Here is a 20,708-nt window from a genome sequence, read left to right on the forward strand (position 1 = left end):
CGGCCTCAGAGCGCCTTGGTCAGTTCGGGAATCACCTCGAAGAGATCCGCGGCCAGGCCATAGTCGGCAATGCTGAAAATGGGCGCATCGGCATCCTTGTTGATGGCCACGATGACCTTGGAATCCTTCATGCCGGCCAGGTGCTGGATGGCCCCGGAAATACCCACCGCAATATACAGCTGGGGCGCCACGATCTTGCCCGTTTGCCCCACTTGCCAGTCGTTGGGCGCATAGCCGGCATCGACAGCCGCGCGCGAGGCACCCAGTGCGGCGCCCAGCTTGTCGGCCAGCGCTTCGAGCATCTTGAAGTTTTCAGCGCTGCCCAGCGCGCGGCCACCCGAAACGATCACCGAAGCCGAGGCCAGTTCGGGCCGGTCACTCTTGTGCACTTCGCTGCCCACGAAAGCCGATTGCCCGCTGTCGGCGACCGCGTCAACCGGAACGATCGCCGCCTGGCCCCCACTGGACGCGACGGGATCAAACGCCGTGGTGCGCACCGTGATCACCTTGACGGCATCGGCCGTCTGCACCGTCGCCAGTGCGTTACCGGCGTAGATCGGCCGTGTGAAGGTATCCGCCGCCTTGACCTCGATGATGTCGGAGACCTGGGCCACATCGAGCCTGGCCGCCACACGCGGGGCCACGTTCTTGCCCGAGACGGTGGCCGGGAAAACGATGTGGCTGTACCCCTGTGCAATGGCCAGGACCTGGGCTGACAGGTTTTCAGCCAGGGCATGTTCGAGCGCGGGCCCGTCGGCGTGCAGGACCTTGGCAACGGATGCCGCCTGGGCCGCCTGTTCGGCCACGGCCTGTGACCCTGAACCGGCCACCAGCACGTGGATGTCTTCACCCATCTGGGCGGCTGCCGCAACGGCGCAGAGCGTAGCGGCCCCCAGTTGGGCGTTGTCGTGTTCAGCTATAACCAGAATGCTCATTCAGACCACCTTTGCTTCGTTCTTGAGTTTGTCGACCAGCGTCGCCACATCGGGCACCATGACCCCCCCCTTGCGTGCGGGTGGCTCGGTGACCTCGAGCGTCTTCAGGCGCGGCGTGACATCCACCCCCAGGTCTTCGGGCGAGACCGCATCCAGTGTCTTTTTCTTTGCCTTCATGATGTTGGGCAGCGTGACATAGCGGGGCTCGTTCAGGCGCAGGTCGACCGTGATCACCGCCGGCAGCGACAGATCCAGGGTTTCCAGCCCGCCGTCGATTTCCCGGGTGACCTTGACACGATCACCCGACACTTCGACCTGGCTGGCATTCGTGGCCTGGGGCCAACCCAGCAGGGCCGCCAGCATCTGGCCGGTCTGGCTGGCGTCGTCGTCGATCGCCTGCTTGCCCAGCACCACGAGTTGCGGCGCTTCTTTCGCGGCCAGCGCGGCCAGCAGCTTGGCGACGGCCAGCGGCTGGAGCTCGGCCTCGGATTGCACCAGGATGCCCCGATCGGCGCCAATGGCCATGGCCGTGCGCAAGGTCTCCTGGCATTGCGCCACACCACAGGACACCGCCACGACCTCGGTGGCAATGCCTTTCTCCTTGAGCCGGACCGCCTCTTCGATGGCGATTTCATCGAATGGGTTCATGGACATCTTGACATTGGCGATGTCCACCCCTGTGTGATCTGATTTGACGCGCACCTTGACGTTGAAGTCAACCACGCGCTTGACGGGCACCAAGACCTTCATCGAGCAACCTCCAGAATGGAAATGAAACAGAACAGGCCGGCGAGCCCCTGCTGCAGTGCAAGCTGCTGCATCAGTAGCCCCCCAGAACCTTGAGATGGGCCACTACGCTGCGGCCCAGGGCGGAACAGTCATAACCGCCCTCGAGAAAACTGATGATACGCCCGCCCGCATACTGCCCGGCAATCCGGACCAGTTGCGCAGTGATCCAGGCATAATCGGATTCGACCAGCATGAGGCCGCCCATGTCGTCTTCGCGATGCGCGTCGAACCCGGCCGAAACCAGGATCAATTGTGGCTCGAACGCAGACAGGGCCGGCAGCCAGTGATCGGCCACCAGCGCCCGGATGACATCCCCGCCCGAATAGGCAGGCACCGGAATGTTCACCATGTTGGGCCCCGGATTCTCGGCATGCAGATCCGGAAACAGCGGGTGCTGGTAGAAACTGCACATCAGCACCCGCGAATCGTGCAGGAAAACTTCTTCGGTGCCATTGCCATGATGCACGTCGAAGTCCACGATGGCCACACGCGACAGGCCATGATGCTCGAGTGCATGGCGCGCAGCCACCGCGATATTGTTGAAGAAGCAGAACCCCATGGCCTGCCCCGGGCGGGCATGGTGCCCCGGTGGACGCACCGCACAGAACGCCGTACGTGCATGGCCCGCCACGATCTCGTCGACTGCGGTCAGGCCGGCACCCGCGGCGGCCCGGGCAGCGGACAGGGTATGGGGGTTCATCAGCGTATCGGCATCAATGGGATAGTAGCCATGAGCGGGGCTGCGCTGCTGAAGATAGCCCAGGTAATCGGACCCATGCACCCGGAGCACATCGGCCGCAGAGGCTTCGCGGGCATCGACATGCCGAAGGAAATCCATCAGGCCGCTGGCCACCAGCTGATCGGCGATGGCATCCAGGCGCCTGGGCGACTCGGGATGCCAGTCTCCCATTTCATGCAGCCTGCAAGTGGGATGGGTAATATACAGTGTCTCCATGAAGGCCAATATGCTCAGACCAACCCGCAATGTGCAATTCATCGCCTTGTTGTTCGTACTGGCGGGCTGTGCCACCAGCCACGGCGGCGATGCGCCCGCAGGTGGACAGCCCACCGGCGCAGCCCAACCGGCAAGCAAAAAATACCAAACATTTGATTCTAACAGAGGCGCACCTGCCCTTGCGTCAAGCCAGGGCGATTTCGTAGGCCCGGATGGGGATCTGCTGCCCGAACTGGCGGCCTTTGCACGCGACGTATCCCAGGACCGCGGGCTCCCCATGGCCAGCGTCGAGGCCCTGCTCAAAGAGGCACGCCTCAATGCCACCGCCATCCGGCTCATGGCACCACCACCGCAGGGCCGGCGGATACGGCGCGCCTGGCAGAGCTACAGGACACGCCACGTGGACCCCATCCGCATCCGCAGGGGGGTCGAGTTCTGGCAGGCCCATCAGGCCGAGCTGGATCGTGCCAGCGCGCGCACCGGTGTACCGGCGGCCATCATTGTGGCCATCATCGGCATAGAGACCGTGTATGGCCAGTACATGGGCGATCACAAGGTGCTCGATACGCTGGCGACCCTTGGATTCCGCTATCCCGACCCGCAGCGCCCCGAACGCCAGGCCCTGTTTCGCAACCAGCTGGCCGACTTGCTCGAACTGCATGTCCAGGGCCTGCTGGATGCCCGCTCGGTGCATGGTTCGTTTGCGGGCGCCATGGGCCTGGCGCAATTCATGCCCGGCAGCCTGATGCGCTACGCCGCCGACGGCGATGGCGATGGCCGCATCGACCTGCACGGCAGCACTGCGGATGCCATTGCCTCGGTCGCGCGTTTTCTGGACATGCATGGCTGGATCAGGGGCTTGCCCGTCTTCGCGCCGGTGGACTTGCCGCAGGGCGCGCAGCGCCAGGCCCAGGAAAGCCTGGTTCCGGAAACCGACTGGGCAGCCCTGCAGGCATTGGGCGCGAAGATCCGGCCGGGCTCGGCAACCGCCTGGGAAGCCTACCCCCTGGGGATCGTGAACCTGCGCGACGAAATCCGCGGTACGCACGATGTGCGCTGTGCCACGCCCAATTTCTTTGCGATCACCCAGTACAACCGCAGTTATTTCTACGCGGCTTCGGTGGCCGATCTGGCCACAGAAATCAGCCGGCGCATGTGATACCTAGGCGCCGAACACACCCGTGGACAGGTAGCGGTCGCCGCGATCACAGACAATGAAGACGATGGTGGCATCGCGCACCTGTTGCGCAACACGCAACGCGGCCACAGCAGCACCGGCTGAAGAAATCCCGCCGAAAATGCCTTCTTCGATGGCTAGGCGGCGAGCCATGGTTTCGGCCTGATCCTGGGTGATGGGCTCGAAGGCATCGACTGCGGCGGGCTCGTAGATGCTGGGCTGGTAGGCTTCGGGCCACTTGCGGATGCCCGGTATGTGCGCCCCTTCGGCTGGCTGGGCGCCGATGATGCGGATGGCGGCGTTCTGCTCGCGCAGATAGGCCCCCACCCCCATGATGGTGCCGGTGGTGCCCATGGCACTGACAAAATGCGTAATGCGCCCGCCGGTTTGCTGCCAGATCTCGGGCCCGGTGGTTTCACGATGGGCCCGTGGATTGTCCGCGTTGGAAAATTGGTCGAGCACCCGGCCCCGGCCTTCGGACTGCATGCGCAAGGCGGTGTCGCGTGCGAGTTCCATACCCCCCTGATCGGCGGGGGTCAGTATGAGTTCGGCCCCATAGGCGCGCATGGCATCGCAGCGCTCTTGTGAGGAGTTGTCGGGCATGATGAGGATCATGCGGTAGCCGCGCACCGCCGCGGCCATGGCCAGTGCGATGCCGGTGTTGCCGCTGGTGGCTTCGATGAGCGTATCGCCCGGGCGGATTTCACCGCGTTTTTCGGCACCCTGGATCATGTACATGGCCGCCCGGTCCTTGACCGAACCCGCAGGATTGTTGCCTTCGAGCTTGGCCAGCACCACATTGCCGTGCTCCGTGGCTGCCCGGCCCGGCAGCCTTTGCAGGCGCACCAGCGGTGTGTGCCCGATGATGTCTTCGATGGTGAGATAGGTATCCATGCACCAGATCATACACCGCGCCGCAGTGCATGCGGCCCGGCGTGCGTGCACGCACGGCACCGGGCCTGGCCACGCCGGGTTTCAACGACCAGCGGGCGCCCGCATGGCCGTACCCGAAGTGCCCGGTGCAGAAACACCCGCAGCGCCAGGCACCCCGGCCTGGCCGGCAGCAGGGCCCGTCGGGCCGATGCTCAGGCCGGCGGCCTGCAGCGCCCGCGCGCGGCGCGGGCCAATGCCCTTGACCCGGTCGGAAAGATCATCGAAAGAATCGAACTGGCCGCCCCGTTGACGTTCTTCGAGAATGATCTGCGCCGTCTTGGGGCCAATGCCACGGATGGCGCGCAACTCGTCCAGGGTGGCCGAGTTCAGGTCTGTGGCCAGCGCACATGCAGACCAGGCCAATGCAGCCAGGCCGGCCGCCATGCAGGCACTGCGGGATCTGATGCGACGCGCAGTGCGCATGCCGCTGGCGCGGAACACCGGATTCTCGAGCGGCCTGGCCACGGTGTCATGCAGAAAGGGATTCATGATCGTCTCCTGTTGAAAGGTCCGATCATCATGCCAGCGCATGCCCGACGGCAGCCGCCCCCTGCAACGGCTTTGGCACAAGGTACAACTACGGCGCGGCAGGATCCGCACACAGCTGGCCACGCGCCAGCAATGCATCCACGTAGCGCGCCACCCCGGTCTGCACATCCATGAACCCGGCCTCATGGCCCGTGGCACGCAAGCGCCGGATATCGGCACAGGTGTGACTCTGATAGCGCCCCTTGAGGTCTTCGGGAAACTCGACGTACTGCAGTTGCCCGCCCGCCACCATCTCGGCAAGACTCAATGCCTCCAGGCCCTGGTGCCGGCGCAGCGCATTGACGACCGTGCTGGCCACGTCGTTGAAATCCTGGGCACGGCCCGTGCCGCAATTGAAGACCCCGGAATGCTCTGGATGGTCGAGAAAATGGAGATTCACGCGCACCACGTCATCGACGTGGATGAAGTCCCGCTGCTGGCCACCGTCGGCGTAACCATCCCAGCCCCCGAACAGGCGCACCTGCCCCTGGGCCACGTACTGGTTCATGTTGTGGAAGGCCACCGAGGCCATGCGTCCCTTGTGCTGTTCGTTCGGACCATACACATTGAAGTAGCGCAGGCCCACGGCCGGCGCCCGCAAGCTGCCCAGGCGGCGACGCAACACCTGGTCGAACAACAGCTTGGAATACCCATAGACGTTGAGCGGCTTCTCGCAGCCAGGGTCTTCACGGTACCCGGGCCCGGCGCCGTAGACCGCAGCCGATGAGGCGTAGATGAACGGGACCGCATGCCGCTGGCAGTACTCGAACAGTTCGAGCGTGACGCGGTAATTGTTGTCCATCATGAAGTGCCCGTTGCGCTCGGTCGTATCCGAACAGGCCCCCTGATGGAACACGGCTGCCGGCCGGGGCAAGGTTCCGGCATGCACGCGCTGACGGAACTCGTCTTTGTGGAGATAGTCGCTGATGTGACCCGCCGCAAGATTCAGAAACTTGTCGCCATCGGTCAGGTCATCCACCGCCAGGATGTCGTCAAACCCACGCGCGTTCAGGCCACGCACCAGATTGCTGCCTATGAAGCCCGCGGCTCCGGTCACGATGATCATGATGCCAACTCCTCTGCTGTCACAATGGACGTCCCCAGCTTGCCCACCACGATGCCGCCGGCACGATTGGCCCATGCCACGGCCTCGGGCCAGCCCAGCCCCGCAGCCCGGGTCACGGCCACGGTGGCCAATACCGTGTCGCCGGCCCCGGAGACATCGAAGACTTCGTGCGCCTGGGCATCCACGTGTGTGCGCCCGGCCGCGGTATAGAGTGTCATGCCCTGCTCCGAACGGGTGATCAGCAGGGCCTCGAGCCCCAACTGGCCGCGCAGGGACTGGGCGCGCCGGGTGAGATCGCCCTCGGATTCCCAGCGCCCCACGGCATCGCGCATCTCGCTCTGGTTCGGGGTGACCATGGCGGCACCCCGATAGCGGGGATACCGATCCCCTTTGGGATCGACCAGCACCGGTACGCCTTGCGCCCTGGCCAGGGCAATCACCGATTCGACCCGGGCCAGCGTGCCCTTGGCGTAATCGGACAGGACCAGAAGATCCACCTGCTCGAGCACCGGGCGCAGGCTTTCCTGCATGGCATCGAGTGCCGTCGCGCTGGGCCCCTGCTCGAAATCCACCCGCAGCATCTGCTGCTGGCGGCCCAGAACCCGCATTTTCAGTGTCGTTTCCATACCCTGCGGATCTTCGAGCACACTGTCGTGAACGCCGGCTTCGCGCAACATGGCCCGCACCCGCGCACCCGGTTCATCGGCGCCCACGATACCCAGCAGGGACACCTGCGCACCCAGCGCAGCGACGTTGCGCGCCACGTTGGCCGCCCCCCCCAGGCGGTCCTCGCGCCGGGCGACTCGCACCACGGGCACCGGCGCTTCGGGGGAGATGCGCTCGACTTCGCCGAACCAGTAGCGGTCGAGCATGATGTCACCCATGACCAGAATCCGGGCAGCGCGCGCGCGTTCGAGCGGAAAGGGACGCAAAACAGGGTTCATTGGAGTTCTTCGAGTCGGCGCGGGCGGTAGGTTTCCCAGACATTGCAGCCAGGACACTGCCAATAGAAGCGTCGTGCCTCGAACCCGCATTGGCTGCAGGCGTAACGATCGAGACGCTGGCTGTGCTTGTGGATCAGACTGCGCAACAAGCCCAGATCGGCGCCAGGCACGAGCCCATCGGACGTGGCCGATTCGCCCTGGGCCAGTTCGACCTCGAGCAGGCGGTCCAGGCCGAGCAGCGACGGGTGCGCGCGCAGGACCTCGCGCGCGAAGACCCAGGCCCGGGCAGGCCCCTGCTGCGTGCGCAAGGCCCGAAATACCACGTTGAACAAATCCAGTGTTGGCTGTGCCCTGTACTGCAGCAGCAGCAGTTCCAGCCCTTCCTGGGCACGCCCCAGGGCCGTGAAGCATTCCAGCAGCGGCTGGGCGATCAGGCCGGCGAATTCCGGCGCACGATCCAGCACTGCCGAAAGGCTGGCCCTCTGCCCTTCCAGATCGCCCTGTGCCACGGCCCATTCGGCCCGCAGCATGTGAATGCGGGCCACGGAGGCCGGACTGCCCCCCGTTTGACGAGCGGCGTTCTCGGCCGCATCCAGTGCCCGGTCTGCCTCATCGATCAGCGCAGGGTGCGCCTCGAGGAAGACACAGGCCTGCTCGCAGTGGTAATGCGCCAGTTGCGGCACGGGCTCTTGCACCCGTGCATGCAGTTGCTGCACCGCTTCGATCGCGCGCGGCCAGTTGTGTTCGGACTCGTGGATGCGGATCAGGGCCCGCAGGGCATCCAGGGCGTGGCGCGTGGGCAGCACGGCTTCAAAACCCATTTCAGCCCGGTCGAACATGCCCGCCTTGAGAAAATCACGCGCCAGTTCGAGCTGGGCGTTCTCACGCTCGCCCAGCGGCAGATCTTCTCGGGACAGCAGGCTCTGGTGCACGCGGATCGCGCGCTCGATTTCACCCCGGCGCCGAAACAGGCTGCCCAGTGCAAAATGCAGTTCGGTCGTTTCGGGGTCCAGCTTGGCCACCTCGATGAAGGCATCGATCGCCCGATCGGGCTGCTCGTTGAGCAGGAAATTCAACCCCTTGAAATAGGAATCCGGCAGGTTGCGGGTCTCGGACAGCATCTGGCGAAAGTCGAACCGCGCGGCGAGCCAGCCCAGCCCGAACAGCACGGGCACGAAAATCAGCCACCAGGGCTCGAAATCCAAATCGACCTCCGATCAGAGCGGTGCCAGGGGTGTTGCCGTTTCGGACAGGCTGGCCGCCGACACCGGCTCGGAGGACGCTGCACCCGCTGCGGGCCGGCCGGACAGTTCTGCGCGCAAACGGGCCGCCTCACGACGCAGGCGATGCACTTCACGGCGCCTGCGCAGCAGCGCCATGGCCGCCATGAGCAGACCGAACAGCACCCCCAGGACAAACGCCGACAGCATGACCACGATGAGAGGCACCTGAGGAATCACCTGATCGGCAAAAAAGCCAACGTCGACCGGGCCGGTATTCTTGAGCGCGAACAGCAACACGATGACGAAAACGACCAGGCGCAGAATCCAGACCAGATAGCGCATGAGACTGAGCTCCATGAGATGATCGTGCCATTGTAAGGGGAAAGGCACCCCGGCTGGCGCAGTCGCCCGCCGACACAGCCGGCTGCGTGCCCCCACCCGTCGGTGCGGCCAGCGGGCGCATGCAGCCGGTTTCCGGTACGCGTCGGCAGGCTAGTATCCGCCCACCTTGCGGTCGAACAGGACAGCCTGCTTCGGGCCGGCGGGCGGATCGTCAGGGGCCTGATCGACCTTCTCGCGCAGTTCTTTACCGGGCTTGAAGTGGGGTACCCGCTTGGCCGGGACCTGCACGAGTTCACCCGAACGGGGGTTGCGCCCCAGACGCGGCTGCCGATTCGAAAGCGAAAAACTGCCAAACCCGCGGATTTCGATGCGTTGGCCCTGAGCCAATGCCAGGGCCATTGCATCGAGCACCGTGCGCACCGCCAGATCCATATCGCGAATCGACAACTGCGCATGACGCTCGGCCAGCGTCGCGATGAGTTCGGACTTGGTCAGGCCCGACATCAGTCGTCGCGCTGCTGATCGAGCTTGGCCTTGAGCAGGGCGCCCAGATTGGTCGTGCCCGAGGACGCACTCGCTTCGGTCATGCGCTGGATGGTCTCGGCCGTCTCGGCGTTGTCGCGTGCCTTGATCGACAACTGGATCGAGCGCGCCTTGCGATCGATGTTGATGATCATGGCCTCGACGGTGGTGCCTTCTTGCAGGACCGTCGTGGCATCCTCGACGCGGCCGGCAGAGATCTCGCCCGCGCGCAGATAGCCTTCGACATCGACCGACAGCGTGACCACGGCCCCCCTGGGTTCGACCGATTTGATGACCCCGCTGACCACTGCGCCCTTGTCGTAGGTGGCCACGAAGTTGTTGAAGGGATCGCCCTCGAGCTGTTTGATGCCCAGGGAGATGCGTTCCTTGTCGGTATCGATGCCCAGCACGATGGTCTCGATTTCTTCGCCCTTGCGGAAGTTGCGCACCGCCTCGTCGCCCGAATCGGACCAGGAGATATCGGACAGGTGCACCAGGCCATCGATACCGCCAGGCAGGCCGACAAACACGCCAAAGTCGGTGATCGACTTGATCGCACCGCGCACCTTGTCGCCACGCTTGAAGTTGGTGGAGAAATCTTCCCAGGGATTGGGGCGGCACTGCTTCATGCCCAGCGAGATCCGGCGACGGTCTTCGTCGATTTCGAGGACCATGACTTCGACTTCCTCGCCCAGCGTGACCACCTTGCGCGGATCGACGTTCTTGTTGGTCCAGTCCATCTCGGACACGTGCACCAGCCCTTCGATGCCGTCTTCGACTTCGACGAACGCACCGTAATCGGTCAGGTTGGTGACCTTGCCGAACAGGCGTGTGCCTTGCGGATAGCGACGGCTCAGGCCGATCCAGGGGTCTTCGCCCAGCTGTTTGACCCCCAGCGAGACCCGCTGCTTTTCCTGGTCGAACTTGAGCACCTTGGCCTCGATGTCCTGGCCCACTTGCAGGACCTCGGACGGGTGGCGTACACGGCGCCAGGCCATGTCGGTAATGTGCAGCAGGCCGTCGATACCGCCGAGATCGACAAAGGCGCCATAATCGGTGATGTTCTTGACGACACCCTTGACAATGGCCCCTTCGTGCAGGGTCTCGAGCAGCTTTTCGCGTTCTTCGCCCATGCTGGCCTCGAGCACGGCACGCCGCGACAGCACGACGTTGTTGCGCTTGCGATCGAGCTTGATGACCTTGAACTCGAGGGTCTTGCCTTCGTATGGCGTGGTGTCCTTGACAGGGCGCAGATCGACCAGGGAGCCCGGCAGAAAAGCCCGGATCGCGTTGGTCATGACGGTGAGGCCGCCCTTCACCTTGCCGGTGATGGTGCCATTGACCAGTTCACCCGACTCGAGCGCCTGTTCGAGTTGCAGCCAGGCCGACAGGCGCTTGGCCCGATCCCGGGACAGCACGGTATCGCCGTAGCCGTTTTCGAGCGAATCGATCGCGACCGACACAAAATCGCCATCTTCGACTTCGAGTTCGCCCTGGTCATTGAGGAACTCTTCGAGGGGGATATAGGCCTCTGATTTGAGGCCGGCGTTGACCACGACAAAGTTGTGGTCGACGCGCACGACTTCGGCCGAGATGACCTCGCCCGAACGCATGTTCTGGTTCTTGATGCTGGCCGCAAAGAGATCGGCAAAGCGTTCGCCGCCCAGGGCAGCTTCAGTGTTGAGGGTGGACATGAAAAAAAATCCGTAAGCCTGAATGAGGCAACACACCGGACAAAGTGCCGGTGGAGTCAGAAAAACCCTGCAGCGCAGCTGGCAGGCTACGCAGCAAGCCCACGTGCCCGGCACAGGCCGAGCACTTGTTGCACCACGGATTCGACCCCGAGATGGGACGAATCCACGATGACGGCATCATGCGCAGCCACAAGCGGCGCATGCGCCCGACCCCGATCACGCAGATCACGCAACCGAAGGTCTTCCAAAAGGTCGGTAATGTTAACCGAAATCCCTTTTTCGATCAACTGCTTATGTCGTCTTTCGGCACGTATCGCGACATCGGCATCGAGAAAAACCTTGAGCGCGGCGTCAGGGAACACCACCGTACCCATGTCGCGCCCATCGGCCACCAGGCCAGGTGGCGCCCGAAAGCTGCGCTGGCGCTCGAGAAGGGCTGCGCGCACTTCGGGCCATGCAGCCACCCGCGAGGCCAGCACGCCGATTGCTTCCGTACGGATGTCATCACCCACCGGCAAATCACCCAGGAACACCTGCCCGTCTTCGAAACGGGCATCCAGCCCGCGTGCCTGGCTGGCCGCCTGCCGTGCATCGGAGCCATCTCCACCCGCCTGCTGCACCGCCAGGGCCGTGAGGCGATACAGCGCGCCGCTGTCGAGTACGTGCCAGCCCAGCGCTTGCGCGACATGGCGCGCAATCGTGCCCTTGCCGGACGCCGTCGGGCCATCGATGGTGATCACCGGAACCGCAGAATCTCCAGAGTGCATGGCAAGCCCCTGCCCCTTCAGGCCGTGTCGAATGAAGCGGCCGGGCCGGACACCAGACGCTGAAAATCATCAAAATAGCCCGGATACGTCTTGGACACGCAGCCGGGATCCAGCACGGTCACGGGCACCGGCCCGAAACTGGCCAGGGAAAAACACATGGCCATGCGGTGGTCATCGTAGGTCTGGATCTCTGCGGCACGCCATCGATCGCGTTCGAGCGGATACACCGTGAGCCAGTCTTCACCCGCCACCGCGTGGGCTCCAAGCCTGCCAAGCTCGGCCTGCATGGCGGCAATGCGGTCGGTTTCCTTGACCCGCCAGCTGCCAATGTTGCGCAAACGACAGGGGCCATCGGCATACAGCGCCAGAACGGCAGCGGTCATGGCCGCATCCGGGATCTGGTTGAAGTCCAGATCGAACGCACGCAGCTGTTCTCCAAAAGCGACGGATACGCCACGCACCGTCATCGCGTGGGGTTCGCGCATGACTTCAGCCCCCATGGCCTCGATCACCTCGGCAAATGCCACATCACCCTGCACACTGTCCGTACCCACGCCTTCGATACGTACCGGGCCGCCGGCAATGGCCCCCAGGCCCAGGAAATAGGACGCCGATGACGCATCCCCTTCGATCGGCAGACTGGCCACTGGCCGGTAGGCCACGCCAGCGGGGATCTCGAAGCGCTGCCAGTCGACATTGCGCACCGTCACACCGAAACGCGCCATCAGATCCAGCGTGATGCGGATGTAGGGTTGCGAAATCAGGGGTCCATCGAGTTCGATGACCACGGGTTGTGCAGCGGCTGCGGCAAGAATCGGCGCCGCCATGAGCAATGCCGTGAGGAACTGGCTGGAGACCGTGGCCCGCACGCGTACGGTTTGGCGGGCATCGGGCTGCCCCGTGCGGATGCGCAATGGTGGATAGCCTTCCTGGCCTTCGTACTCGATGACGCAGCCCATGCCCCGCAGTGCCTGCACCAGGTCACCCACCGGGCGTTCATGCATGCGCGGCACACCGGCCAGGCGGTAATCGCCGCCCATCAGCGCCAGCGCTGCCGTCAGGGGCCGCATGGCCGTACCGGCGTTGCCGAGAAACAGATCGGCCTGCCGCACGGGCCAGCGTGGGCCGCCGCGTACCTGCACGGCATCGCGCCCGACAGGGGTGATCTCGAGGCCCAGGGTACGCAAGGCCGCAAGCATCACGCGCGTGTCATCGGAGTCGAGCAGGCCGGCAAGGCCCGTGCGCCCCTGTGCGAGTGCAGCCAGCAGCAGCGCACGATTCGACAGGCTCTTGGAGCCGGGCAATGAAACCGTACCACGGGCCTGCGTCACCGGGGGCAAGAACAGGGATGGCGTCGTCATTCGTCGGGATTCCTGCCGCCCCAGAAGCGCCGTGCCAGGGCGGCCTGCTCGAGCAGGGCCTCGAGGGCTTCGGGGTCGGATGGGTCCTGCAGGCTGGCGCGCAGCTGCTGCAGGACATGCATGAATTCATCCAGTTCGCCCAGCACGGCTGTGCGATTGGACAGGAAGATGTCGCGCCAGACTTCGGCCGAGCCCGCGGCAATCCGGGTAAAGTCGCGAAAACCGGTGCCTGCGAGATTGAGGCGCACATCGGCATCACCCGAGCGCACCACCTGTGCCATATAGGCGGCTGACAGAAAATGGGGCAGGTGGCTGATCGAGGCCAGCGCGCGATCATGCGCCTCGGGCGTCATGAGCTGCACCCGCGCCCCACAGGCTTCCCAGATGCGGATCAGGTGATGCAGCTGCACCCCGGGCGTGTCCTCGAAGGGCGTCAGCACCACCTTGCGCCCATGAAAGAGCATGGCGTCAGCGGCTTCCGGGCCCGCCATTTCAGACCCGGCAATCGGGTGCCCCGGGATGAACTGCCTGCTGCGCGCCCCCAGATGGCTGCGGGCCATCCGGGCGACATCCTGCTTGGTGCTGCCGGCGTCGGTGATCAAGGTCTGTTGGCGCAGCAGGGGAGCCAGGCGCCGCAGCACATCTGCCATGGCGCGTATGGGCGTGGCCAGAAGGATCAGGTCGGCGCGCGCAGCCGCCTGATCGAGCTCGACCACTTCGTCGATCAGGCCCAGTTCGCGGGCACGCTGCAGCGCGGCGGGCGTGCGCCCGACCCCCAGGACCCGACCGACCTGCCCCACGCGGCGCAGCGCCGCGGCAAACGAGCCACCGATCAGGCCGGTGCCAACGACAGCCAGAACCGGCACCAGGGGCACAGGGTGTCCACTCATGCAGCCAGTGCAGCGCCAAGCGCTTCGAGCAGGCGCGCATTTTCATGCGTCAGGCCCACGGTGACCCGCAGGTGCTCGGGCAGGCCATCCGCCGCCACCGGGCGCACGATGACCCCCTGACGCAGCAGATGCTCATGCACGCGGGGTGCATCCCCCACCCGAACCAGCACGAAATTGGTATGGCTGGGTACGTATTCGAGCCCGAGGGCCGCAAAGCCGTCCTGGAGCTGTATGCGCCCTTCGCGGTTGAGCGCGTGGGAACGCAGCAGGAAATCGGTGTCGTCCAGGGCCACCCGGGCCGCAAGCTGAGCCAGCACGTTGACGTTGAACGGCTGGCGCACGCGGTTGAGCATGTCGGTCAGGGCGGGCTGGGCCAGCGCATACCCCACGCGCAGGCTGGCCAGGCCGTAGGCCTTGGAAAAGGTACGCGTCACGATCAGGTTCGGGTACTGCCTGACCCAGGCCGTGCTGTCGAACTGCTCGTCGGGCTCGAGATACTCGTTGTAGGCCTCGTCGATCAGGACCGTCAACCCGGATCCATGCCGCTGCCATGCGGTTTCGAGAAATCCGGCGAGTTCTGCCGCCGGCACGTGGGTGCCCGTCGGGTTGTTGGGATTGGCAATGAACAGCAGGCGCGTGTCGGGCGCGATGGCCTGCAGCATGGCGGGCAGATCATGGCCGTAGCCGCGTGTCGGCACCTCGATGTGGCGCGCGCCACGAGCCTGAGTGGCGAGACTGTAGACCACAAAGGCGTACGCCGCATAGACGGCCGAGGTCTGGCCATCGAGCAGGGCCAGTGAAGCCAGTTCGAGCAGGTCGTTCGAGCCATTGCCCAGGGTGATCCAGTTTTGTGGCACCTGATGGCGCTCGGCCAGTGCCTGCTTGAGATCGAAGCCATTGGCATCCGGATAACGCCCCTGCAGGGCACCTGCGGCCTGCCCCAGGGCTTCGCGCACGCGCCCCGAGCAGCCCAGCGGGTTTTCATTGGACGCCAGCTTGATGATGTCGGCCGGGTCCAGGCCGTATTCGCGCGCCAGTTCTTCTATGGGCTTGCCGGGCTGGTAGGGCGCCAGGGCCTGCACATGATCCAGGGCCGGGACTGCTGACATGATGACACCTCATTGTTTGGGGTAGGACCCCAGCACCTTGAAAAAAGCGACCTGCTGGCGCAGTTCGGCCAATGCCCTGGCGACAGGCTCATCGGCACGGTGCCCCAGCACATCCACGTAGAAATAGTATTCCCATTGCCCGGTACGGGCCGGACGCGATTCGAGCCGTGTCATGGACACCCCGTGGCGCGACAGCGGCGCCAGCATTTCGTAGACGGCACCGGCGCGATTGGGCACCGCCACCACCAGACTGGTCTTGTCGTCTCCGGTGGGCCCGGCATCGAATGCCCCGACCGCAACGAAACGGGTCTGGTTCTGGGGATCGTCCTGGATGCCACTGACCACTGCGCTGAGGCCCCAGGCCGCCGCCGCCGCATCGCCGGCAATCGCTGCACAGCTGGCATCGTCGGAAGCCATGCGGGCGGCCTGCGCGTTGCTGGCCACCGGCAGGCGCTCGAGTTCCGGATGATTGCGGCTCAGCCAGCTCTGGCACTGCGCCAGCGCCTGGGGATGCCCGAGGACCTTGGTGACCCCCTCGAGCCCACCGGTGGATGTCAGCAGATTGTGATGAATGCGTATGGTGCGCTCACCCAGCACCTTCAGGGATGAATGCAGCAGCAGGTCCAGGCTGCGGTTGACCGCCCCTTCGGAGGAATTTTCGACCGGTATCATGCCGACATCCGCCTGCCCGGCCTCGACCGAGCGAAAGACCTCGTCGAAGGACTCGCAGCGCAGGCCGGTGATGAAATGGCCGAAATGCTCGTGGGCCGCCTGCTCGGAGAATGACCCCTGAGGGCCCAGGTAGGCGACCGTCAGAGTGCTTTCAAGGCCCCGGCAGGTGGATATGATCTGCCCCCAGATGGCGGCGACCGCGGCCTCCGGCACCGGGCCCCGGTTGAGCGCCTGAAGGCGCCGGATGACGAGCGATTCGCGCTCGGGCTTGAGAATCGGGCCGCTGGCATCGAAGCGCTGCTTGGCCTGCCCGACTTCGAGGGCCGCCTGGGCACGCTGGTTGAGCAGTTCGAGTATGCGTTCATCGAGTTCATCGATGCGGTCGCGCAAGGGCTCGAGCTGGGCCAGCAGACGCTCATCCATGGCGCGCCTCGAAATCACGCATGAACGCCACCAGCGCCTGGGCACCCGCCAGCGGTGTCGCGTTGTACAGCGACGCCCGCATGCCACCCACCGACTTGTGCCCCTTGAGCGCCAGCAGGCCGGCCGCTTCGGACTCCGCGAGAAACAGCGCTTCGAGCGCCGTATCGCGCAGGCGAAAGGGGATGTTCATGCGCGAGCGCACAGGGGGATGGATCGGATTCACATAGAGGGCCGACTGGTCGATGTACGAATACAGAAGCTGCGATTTGGCGCTGCTGGCTGCATCCATGGCCGGCACGCCCCCCTGCTCGAGCAGCCATTTGAACACCAGGCCGGTGATATAGATGCCATAGGTAGGCGGGGTGTTGAACATCGAATCCGCGGCTGCCACCTGGGCAAAATCGAACACCGACGGGCAACACCCCGTGGCATGCCCGAGCAGATCCCTGCGAATGATGACCAGCGTGACCCCCGCGGAGCCGGCATTTTTCTGGGCGCCGGCATACACCATGCCCAGGCGCGAGAAATCGATCGCCCGGGTCAGGATGTTGGAGGACATGTCGACCACCAGCGGCACATCGGGGCAGCCCAGCTGCGCGAGATCGGGCAGGTCTGGCAGCTCGACCCCGCCGATGGTCTCGTTGGCGCACACGTGCAGATAGGCGGCGTCTGCGCGGATGCGCCATTGTTCGGGCCCGGGCATCCAGCACCAGGCCTCGTAGGCCTGCCCGTCGATCTGCGCCGCGGCTTCGGCGGTCGCGGCCAGCGCCATGTCACCATAACGCCGGGCCTCGTTCCAGGACTTGCGCGACCAATGCCCGGCCACCACGTAATCGGCCATGGCCGGCCCGTGACGCTGGGCGAGATTCATCGGGATCAGTGCGTTCTGGGCCGAGGCCCCCCCCTGCATGAAGAGCACCGCGAAATCATCCGGCACCGCAAGCAAAGTACGCAGATCGGCCTCGGCCTCGTCGCGGATGCGGCCAAATGCCTTGCTGCGATGGCTCATTTCCATGACCGACAGGCCGGCCCCGTGCCAGTCGGCCATTTCGGCAGCCGCCTGCTGCAATACCGCCAACGGCAGGGCCGAAGGGCCCGCTGAAAAATTGTAGGGGCGATTCATGAACCACCCCCGGCAGACGGACCCTCGGGACCTTCGGGGCCATCGTCTTCGGGGCCGCTTTCTTCAGCACCGCCTTCCCCGGGACCACCTTCCTGGGCGCCACCATCTTCGGGACCGTCACCTTCGGCGCCACCGTGTTCGGGACCATCCGATGCCGGCGCGCCAGCCTGCGGGCCGCGCCCGCCAGGCGGCATGACGGGCCCGTCAGGGCCACCCGCGCCACTGCCGCCATCAGGGGCCTCGGGCAGTTCGGCGGCATCGGGCCCATCGAGTTCATCGGCATCGCTTTCGGCCACCCGCTGCACACCGGAGAGGCGGCAGTCGTCATCGACCTGGATCAGCGTCACGCCCTGGGTGGCCCGGCCCATTTCGCGCACTTCGGACACCCGGGTCCGCACCAGCACCCCAGCCGTCGTGATGAGCATGATTTCGTCGGCGGGCCGCACCAGCACCGCCCCGACCACCTTGCCGTTGCGCGCCGAGGTCTGAATGGCAATCATCCCCTTGGTGCCGCGATTGTGACGGGTGTATTCCACAATGGGCGTGCGCTTGCCAAAGCCGTTCTCGGTGGCGGTGAGCACCCCCTGGGTTTCGTCTTCGGCCACCAGCAGCGCAATCACCGACTGGCCTTCATCGAGCGCCATGCCGCGCACGCCGCGTGCCGTGCGACCCATGGGGCGTACGTCGTTCTCATCGAAGCGCACCGCCTTGCCCGCATCGGAAAACAGCATGACGTCATGCGCGCCATCGGTCAGTTTGGCTCCGATCAGGAAGTCGCCCTCATCGAGCCCGACGGCGATGATCCCCGCCTTGCGCGGATTGGAAAAATGCGACAGCGGCGTCTTCTTGACCGTACCCTGCGAGGTGGCCATGAAGACGAACTGGTCTTCGGCAAAGCCCTTGACGGCCAGCACCACGGTGATGGTTTCGCCATCGACCAGAGGGAACATATTGACGATGGGCCGGCCACGGGCGTTGCGAGACCCCTGCGGGACTTCCCAGACCTTGAGCCAGTACACCCGGCCGTGATCCGAGAAACAGAGCAGGTGGTCATGCGTGTTGGCAATGAAGAGCTGGTCGACCCAGTCGTCTTCCTTGGTGGTGGTGGCCTGCTTGCCACGCCCGCCACGCCGCTGGGCGCGGTATTCGGACAGCGGCTGGCTCTTGATGTAGCCGCTGCGCGACAGGGTCACCACCATGTCCATGGGCGTGATCAGGTCTTCGGTCTCGAGCTCGGTGGCGTTGAATTCGATCTCTGCGCGCCGGGCATCCTTGACGGGATCCGAGAATTCGGCCGCAATCGCCTCGAGTTCCTGGGCAATGATTTCGGTGACCCGCTCGGGGCGCGCCAGAATGTCGAGCAGGTCGGCAATGGTATCCATGATGTCGCGGTACTCGGCCACGATCTTGTCCTGCTCGAGGCCGGTCAGGCGCTGCAGGCGCATGTTGAGGATTTCCTGCGCCTGGACTTCGGACAGGCGGTACAGGCCATCGGCCTGCAGGCCGTACTGCGGCTCGAGGCCTTCGGGGCGGTAGGCGGCCCGCCCGCCGGATTCGGCATCGGCGTCGGCCCGCGCCAGCATCTCGCGCACCAGCGAAGAATCCCAGCGGCGCTGCATGAGCACCTCGCGGGCGATCGGGGGCGTGGCGGCCGCCTTGATGATGGCGATGAAGTCATCGATATTGGCCAGCGCCACGGCCAGCCCCTCGAGCACATGCGCGCGATCACGCGCCTTGCGCAACTGGAACAGCGTGCGCCGAGTGACGACCTCGCGCCGGTGCAGCAGGAAGTACTGCACCATCTGCTTGAGATTGAGCAGCCGGGGCTGGCCATCGACCAGCGCCACCATGTTCATGCCGAAGGTTTCCTGCAGCTGCGTGTTCTTGTAGAGGTTGTTGAGCACGACCTCGGGGACTTCACCCCGCTTGAGCTCTATGACCAGGCGCATGCCGTCCTTGTCGGACTCGTCGCGGATGTCGGAGATGCCTTCCAGGCGCTTTTCGTTGACCAGTTCGGCAATGCGCTCCTGCAGGGACTTCTTGTTGACCTGGTAGGGGATGGCATCGACGATGATGGCCTGCCGATGGCCGCGGTCGAGGTCCTCGAAGTGGACCCGGGCGCGCATGATCACCCGGCCACGCCCCGTACGATAGCCTTCGCGCACCCCGGCAATGCCGTAGATGATGCCGCCCGTGGGAAAATCGGGGGCCGGAATGCGCTCGATGAGCTCGTCGAGCGTGCAATCGGGGTTGTACAGGCAGTGCAGGCAACCGGCCACCACCTCGGCCAGATTGTGCGGTGGAATGTTGGTGGCCATGCCCACTGCAATCCCCGCACTGCCATTGACCAGCAGATTGGGCAGGCGTGATGGCAGCAGCAGGGGTTCCTGTTCGCTGCCGTCGTAGTTGGCGCCAAAGTCGACCGTGTCCTGGTCGATATCCGCCAGAAGCTCGTGGGCAATGCGGGCCAGACGCACTTCGGTATACCGCATGGCCGCCGCGTTGTCACCGTCGATGGAGCCAAAGTTGCCCTGCCCGTCGACCAGCATGTAGCGCAGGGAGAAATCCTGCGCCATGCGCACGATGGTATCGTAGACCGCCGAATCACCATGCGGATGGTATTTACCGATCACATCACCGACGATGCGCGCCGACTTCTTGTAGGGCCGGTTCCAGTCGTTGTTGAGCTCGTGCATGGCAAACAATACGCGCCGGTGCACAGGCTTGAGCCCGTCGCGCACATCGGGCAGGGCACGCCCGACGATCACGCTCATTGCATAATCGAGATAACTGCGCCGCATCTCGTCTTCAAGCGAGATCGGCAGAGTCTCTTTGGCGAATGAATCCATGTTGTGTCCGAAAAAACCAGCAGGCAAGGGTCTAGGGCTGCCATGAGCCAATCGCTGATTCTATCATTCGCGCCCCGGATGCATGGCCCCATCGCCGTGCACACCCGCATGCCGGTCACCCCGTCCACATCGTTGCAAAAAACCCACATTTGTCAAGACATCGCCCCTGAAAACACCGACAAGGCAGCCTTCCGGTCGTGGAACACTTAACCTCTACACTGCAAATGTCATAAGATTTCGGCTAACACGCATAAAAACCCGGCACAAAGCCAAGCATTTCGACCAGACATTGCTATACTTAAGGCGTTCTTTCGATATGCGGCGGGGGTTCGCTGCGGTCACTTTCAAGCATCATGCTCAAACGAGGAGAAACATGAACAAACCCTCCAAAATCGCTATTGGACTC

Annotated in this window: 19 protein-coding genes and 1 pseudogene; 2 read left to right on the plus strand and 18 right to left on the minus strand. The window is 64.6% G+C overall.

Annotated elements, in window-relative coordinates:
* Positions 1 to 5: 5 nt before the first annotated feature.
* The 3 genes from WCY17_RS10445 to WCY17_RS10455 all read right to left on the minus strand — a co-directional run bounded on the left by WCY17_RS10445 (position 6) and on the right by WCY17_RS10455 (position 2,679).
* Entirely contained in the window at positions 6 to 935 is a 930-nt protein-coding gene (locus WCY17_RS10445) for an electron transfer flavoprotein subunit alpha/FixB family protein (RefSeq protein ID WP_372702126.1), read from the minus strand.
* Positions 936 to 1,685, minus strand: a complete 750-nt coding sequence (locus tag WCY17_RS10450) for an electron transfer flavoprotein subunit beta/FixA family protein (RefSeq protein WP_372702127.1) — start codon at positions 1,683 to 1,685, stop codon at positions 936 to 938. It lies immediately after the preceding gene.
* A gap of 70 nt (positions 1,686 to 1,755) precedes the next feature.
* A complete protein-coding gene (locus WCY17_RS10455) occupies positions 1,756 to 2,679 on the minus strand; it encodes a histone deacetylase family protein (protein WP_372702128.1) in 924 nt (307 codons plus the stop codon).
* 10 nt (positions 2,680 to 2,689) lie between these two features.
* On the opposite strand from WCY17_RS10455, the gene mltB reads away from it, so the two are divergent.
* The gene (gene mltB / locus WCY17_RS10460; RefSeq protein ID WP_372702129.1) at positions 2,690 to 3,838 is read left to right on the plus strand and encodes a lytic murein transglycosylase B; all 1,149 of its coding nucleotides are present in this window, start codon (positions 2,690 to 2,692) and stop codon (positions 3,836 to 3,838) included.
* Between the two features lie 3 nt (positions 3,839 to 3,841).
* Here mltB and cysM read toward each other — a convergent pair whose 3' ends face one another.
* The 15 genes and pseudogenes from cysM to gyrA all read right to left on the minus strand — a co-directional run.
* Positions 3,842 to 4,750 carry a cysteine synthase CysM gene (gene cysM / locus WCY17_RS10465; RefSeq protein WP_372702130.1) on the minus strand — a complete coding sequence of 303 codons (909 nt, stop codon included), beginning with the start codon at positions 4,748 to 4,750 and terminating at the stop codon, positions 3,842 to 3,844.
* 81 nt (positions 4,751 to 4,831) lie between these two features.
* Positions 4,832 to 5,278, minus strand: a complete 447-nt coding sequence (locus tag WCY17_RS10470) for a ComEA family DNA-binding protein (RefSeq protein WP_372702131.1) — start codon at positions 5,276 to 5,278, stop codon at positions 4,832 to 4,834.
* 88 nt (positions 5,279 to 5,366) lie between these two features.
* The gene (gene rfaD / locus WCY17_RS10475) at positions 5,367 to 6,383 is read right to left on the minus strand and encodes an ADP-glyceromanno-heptose 6-epimerase (RefSeq protein WP_372702132.1); all 1,017 of its coding nucleotides are present in this window, start codon (positions 6,381 to 6,383) and stop codon (positions 5,367 to 5,369) included.
* Positions 6,380 to 7,315: a D-glycero-beta-D-manno-heptose-7-phosphate kinase gene (gene rfaE1 / locus WCY17_RS10480; RefSeq protein WP_372702142.1), complete on the minus strand. Its 936-nt coding sequence runs from the start codon at positions 7,313 to 7,315 to the stop codon at positions 6,380 to 6,382. Before rfaE1 ends, rfaD begins: the two co-directional genes overlap by 4 nt.
* An 8-nt stretch (positions 7,316 to 7,323) precedes the next feature.
* Positions 7,324 to 8,532, minus strand: a complete 1,209-nt coding sequence (gene lapB / locus WCY17_RS10485; protein WP_372702133.1) for a lipopolysaccharide assembly protein LapB — start codon at positions 8,530 to 8,532, stop codon at positions 7,324 to 7,326.
* A 12-nt stretch (positions 8,533 to 8,544) separates the two neighbouring features.
* Positions 8,545 to 8,892, minus strand: coding sequence for a lipopolysaccharide assembly LapA domain-containing protein (locus WCY17_RS10490; RefSeq protein ID WP_372702143.1), 348 nt, complete (start codon positions 8,890 to 8,892; stop codon positions 8,545 to 8,547).
* A 150-nt stretch (positions 8,893 to 9,042) separates the two neighbouring features.
* On the minus strand, positions 9,043 to 9,387 hold the full coding sequence (locus WCY17_RS10495) for an integration host factor subunit beta (protein ID WP_372702144.1): 345 nt from the start codon (positions 9,385 to 9,387) through the stop codon (positions 9,043 to 9,045).
* Positions 9,388 to 9,395: 8 nt separating this feature from the next.
* On the minus strand, positions 9,396 to 11,108 hold the full coding sequence (gene rpsA, locus WCY17_RS10500; protein WP_372702134.1) for a 30S ribosomal protein S1: 1,713 nt from the start codon (positions 11,106 to 11,108) through the stop codon (positions 9,396 to 9,398).
* 86 nt (positions 11,109 to 11,194) lie between these two features.
* Positions 11,195 to 11,875: a (d)CMP kinase gene (gene cmk / locus WCY17_RS10505; protein ID WP_372702135.1), complete on the minus strand. Its 681-nt coding sequence runs from the start codon at positions 11,873 to 11,875 to the stop codon at positions 11,195 to 11,197.
* 17 nt (positions 11,876 to 11,892) lie between these two features.
* Entirely contained in the window at positions 11,893 to 13,236 is a 1,344-nt protein-coding gene (gene aroA / locus WCY17_RS10510) for a 3-phosphoshikimate 1-carboxyvinyltransferase (RefSeq protein ID WP_372702136.1), read from the minus strand.
* Positions 13,233 to 14,126, minus strand: a complete 894-nt coding sequence (locus WCY17_RS10515) for a prephenate dehydrogenase (RefSeq protein ID WP_372702137.1) — start codon at positions 14,124 to 14,126, stop codon at positions 13,233 to 13,235. The genes aroA and WCY17_RS10515 overlap by 4 nt, the downstream gene beginning before the upstream one ends.
* On the minus strand, positions 14,123 to 15,235 hold the full coding sequence (gene hisC, locus WCY17_RS10520; RefSeq protein WP_372702138.1) for a histidinol-phosphate transaminase: 1,113 nt from the start codon (positions 15,233 to 15,235) through the stop codon (positions 14,123 to 14,125). The genes WCY17_RS10515 and hisC overlap by 4 nt, the downstream gene beginning before the upstream one ends.
* Before the next feature lie 9 nt (positions 15,236 to 15,244).
* Entirely contained in the window at positions 15,245 to 16,330 is a 1,086-nt protein-coding gene (gene pheA / locus WCY17_RS10525; RefSeq protein WP_372702139.1) for a prephenate dehydratase, read from the minus strand.
* The gene (serC, locus tag WCY17_RS10530) at positions 16,323 to 17,453 is read right to left on the minus strand and encodes a 3-phosphoserine/phosphohydroxythreonine transaminase (RefSeq protein WP_372702140.1); all 1,131 of its coding nucleotides are present in this window, start codon (positions 17,451 to 17,453) and stop codon (positions 16,323 to 16,325) included. Before serC ends, pheA begins: the two co-directional genes overlap by 8 nt.
* 200 nt (positions 17,454 to 17,653) lie before the next feature.
* A pseudogene (gyrA, locus tag WCY17_RS10535) lies at positions 17,654 to 20,302 on the minus strand (DNA gyrase subunit A); the annotation flags it as partial.
* A gap of 42 nt (positions 20,303 to 20,344) precedes the next feature.
* On the opposite strand from gyrA, the gene WCY17_RS10540 reads away from it, so the two are divergent.
* The gene (locus tag WCY17_RS10540; protein ID WP_372702141.1) at positions 20,345 to 20,512 is read left to right on the plus strand and encodes a hypothetical protein; all 168 of its coding nucleotides are present in this window, start codon (positions 20,345 to 20,347) and stop codon (positions 20,510 to 20,512) included.
* Positions 20,513 to 20,708 lie beyond the last annotated feature (196 nt).

Source organism: Castellaniella sp. (assembly GCF_041677825.1).
GTDB lineage: Bacteria > Pseudomonadota > Gammaproteobacteria > Burkholderiales > Burkholderiaceae_B > Castellaniella.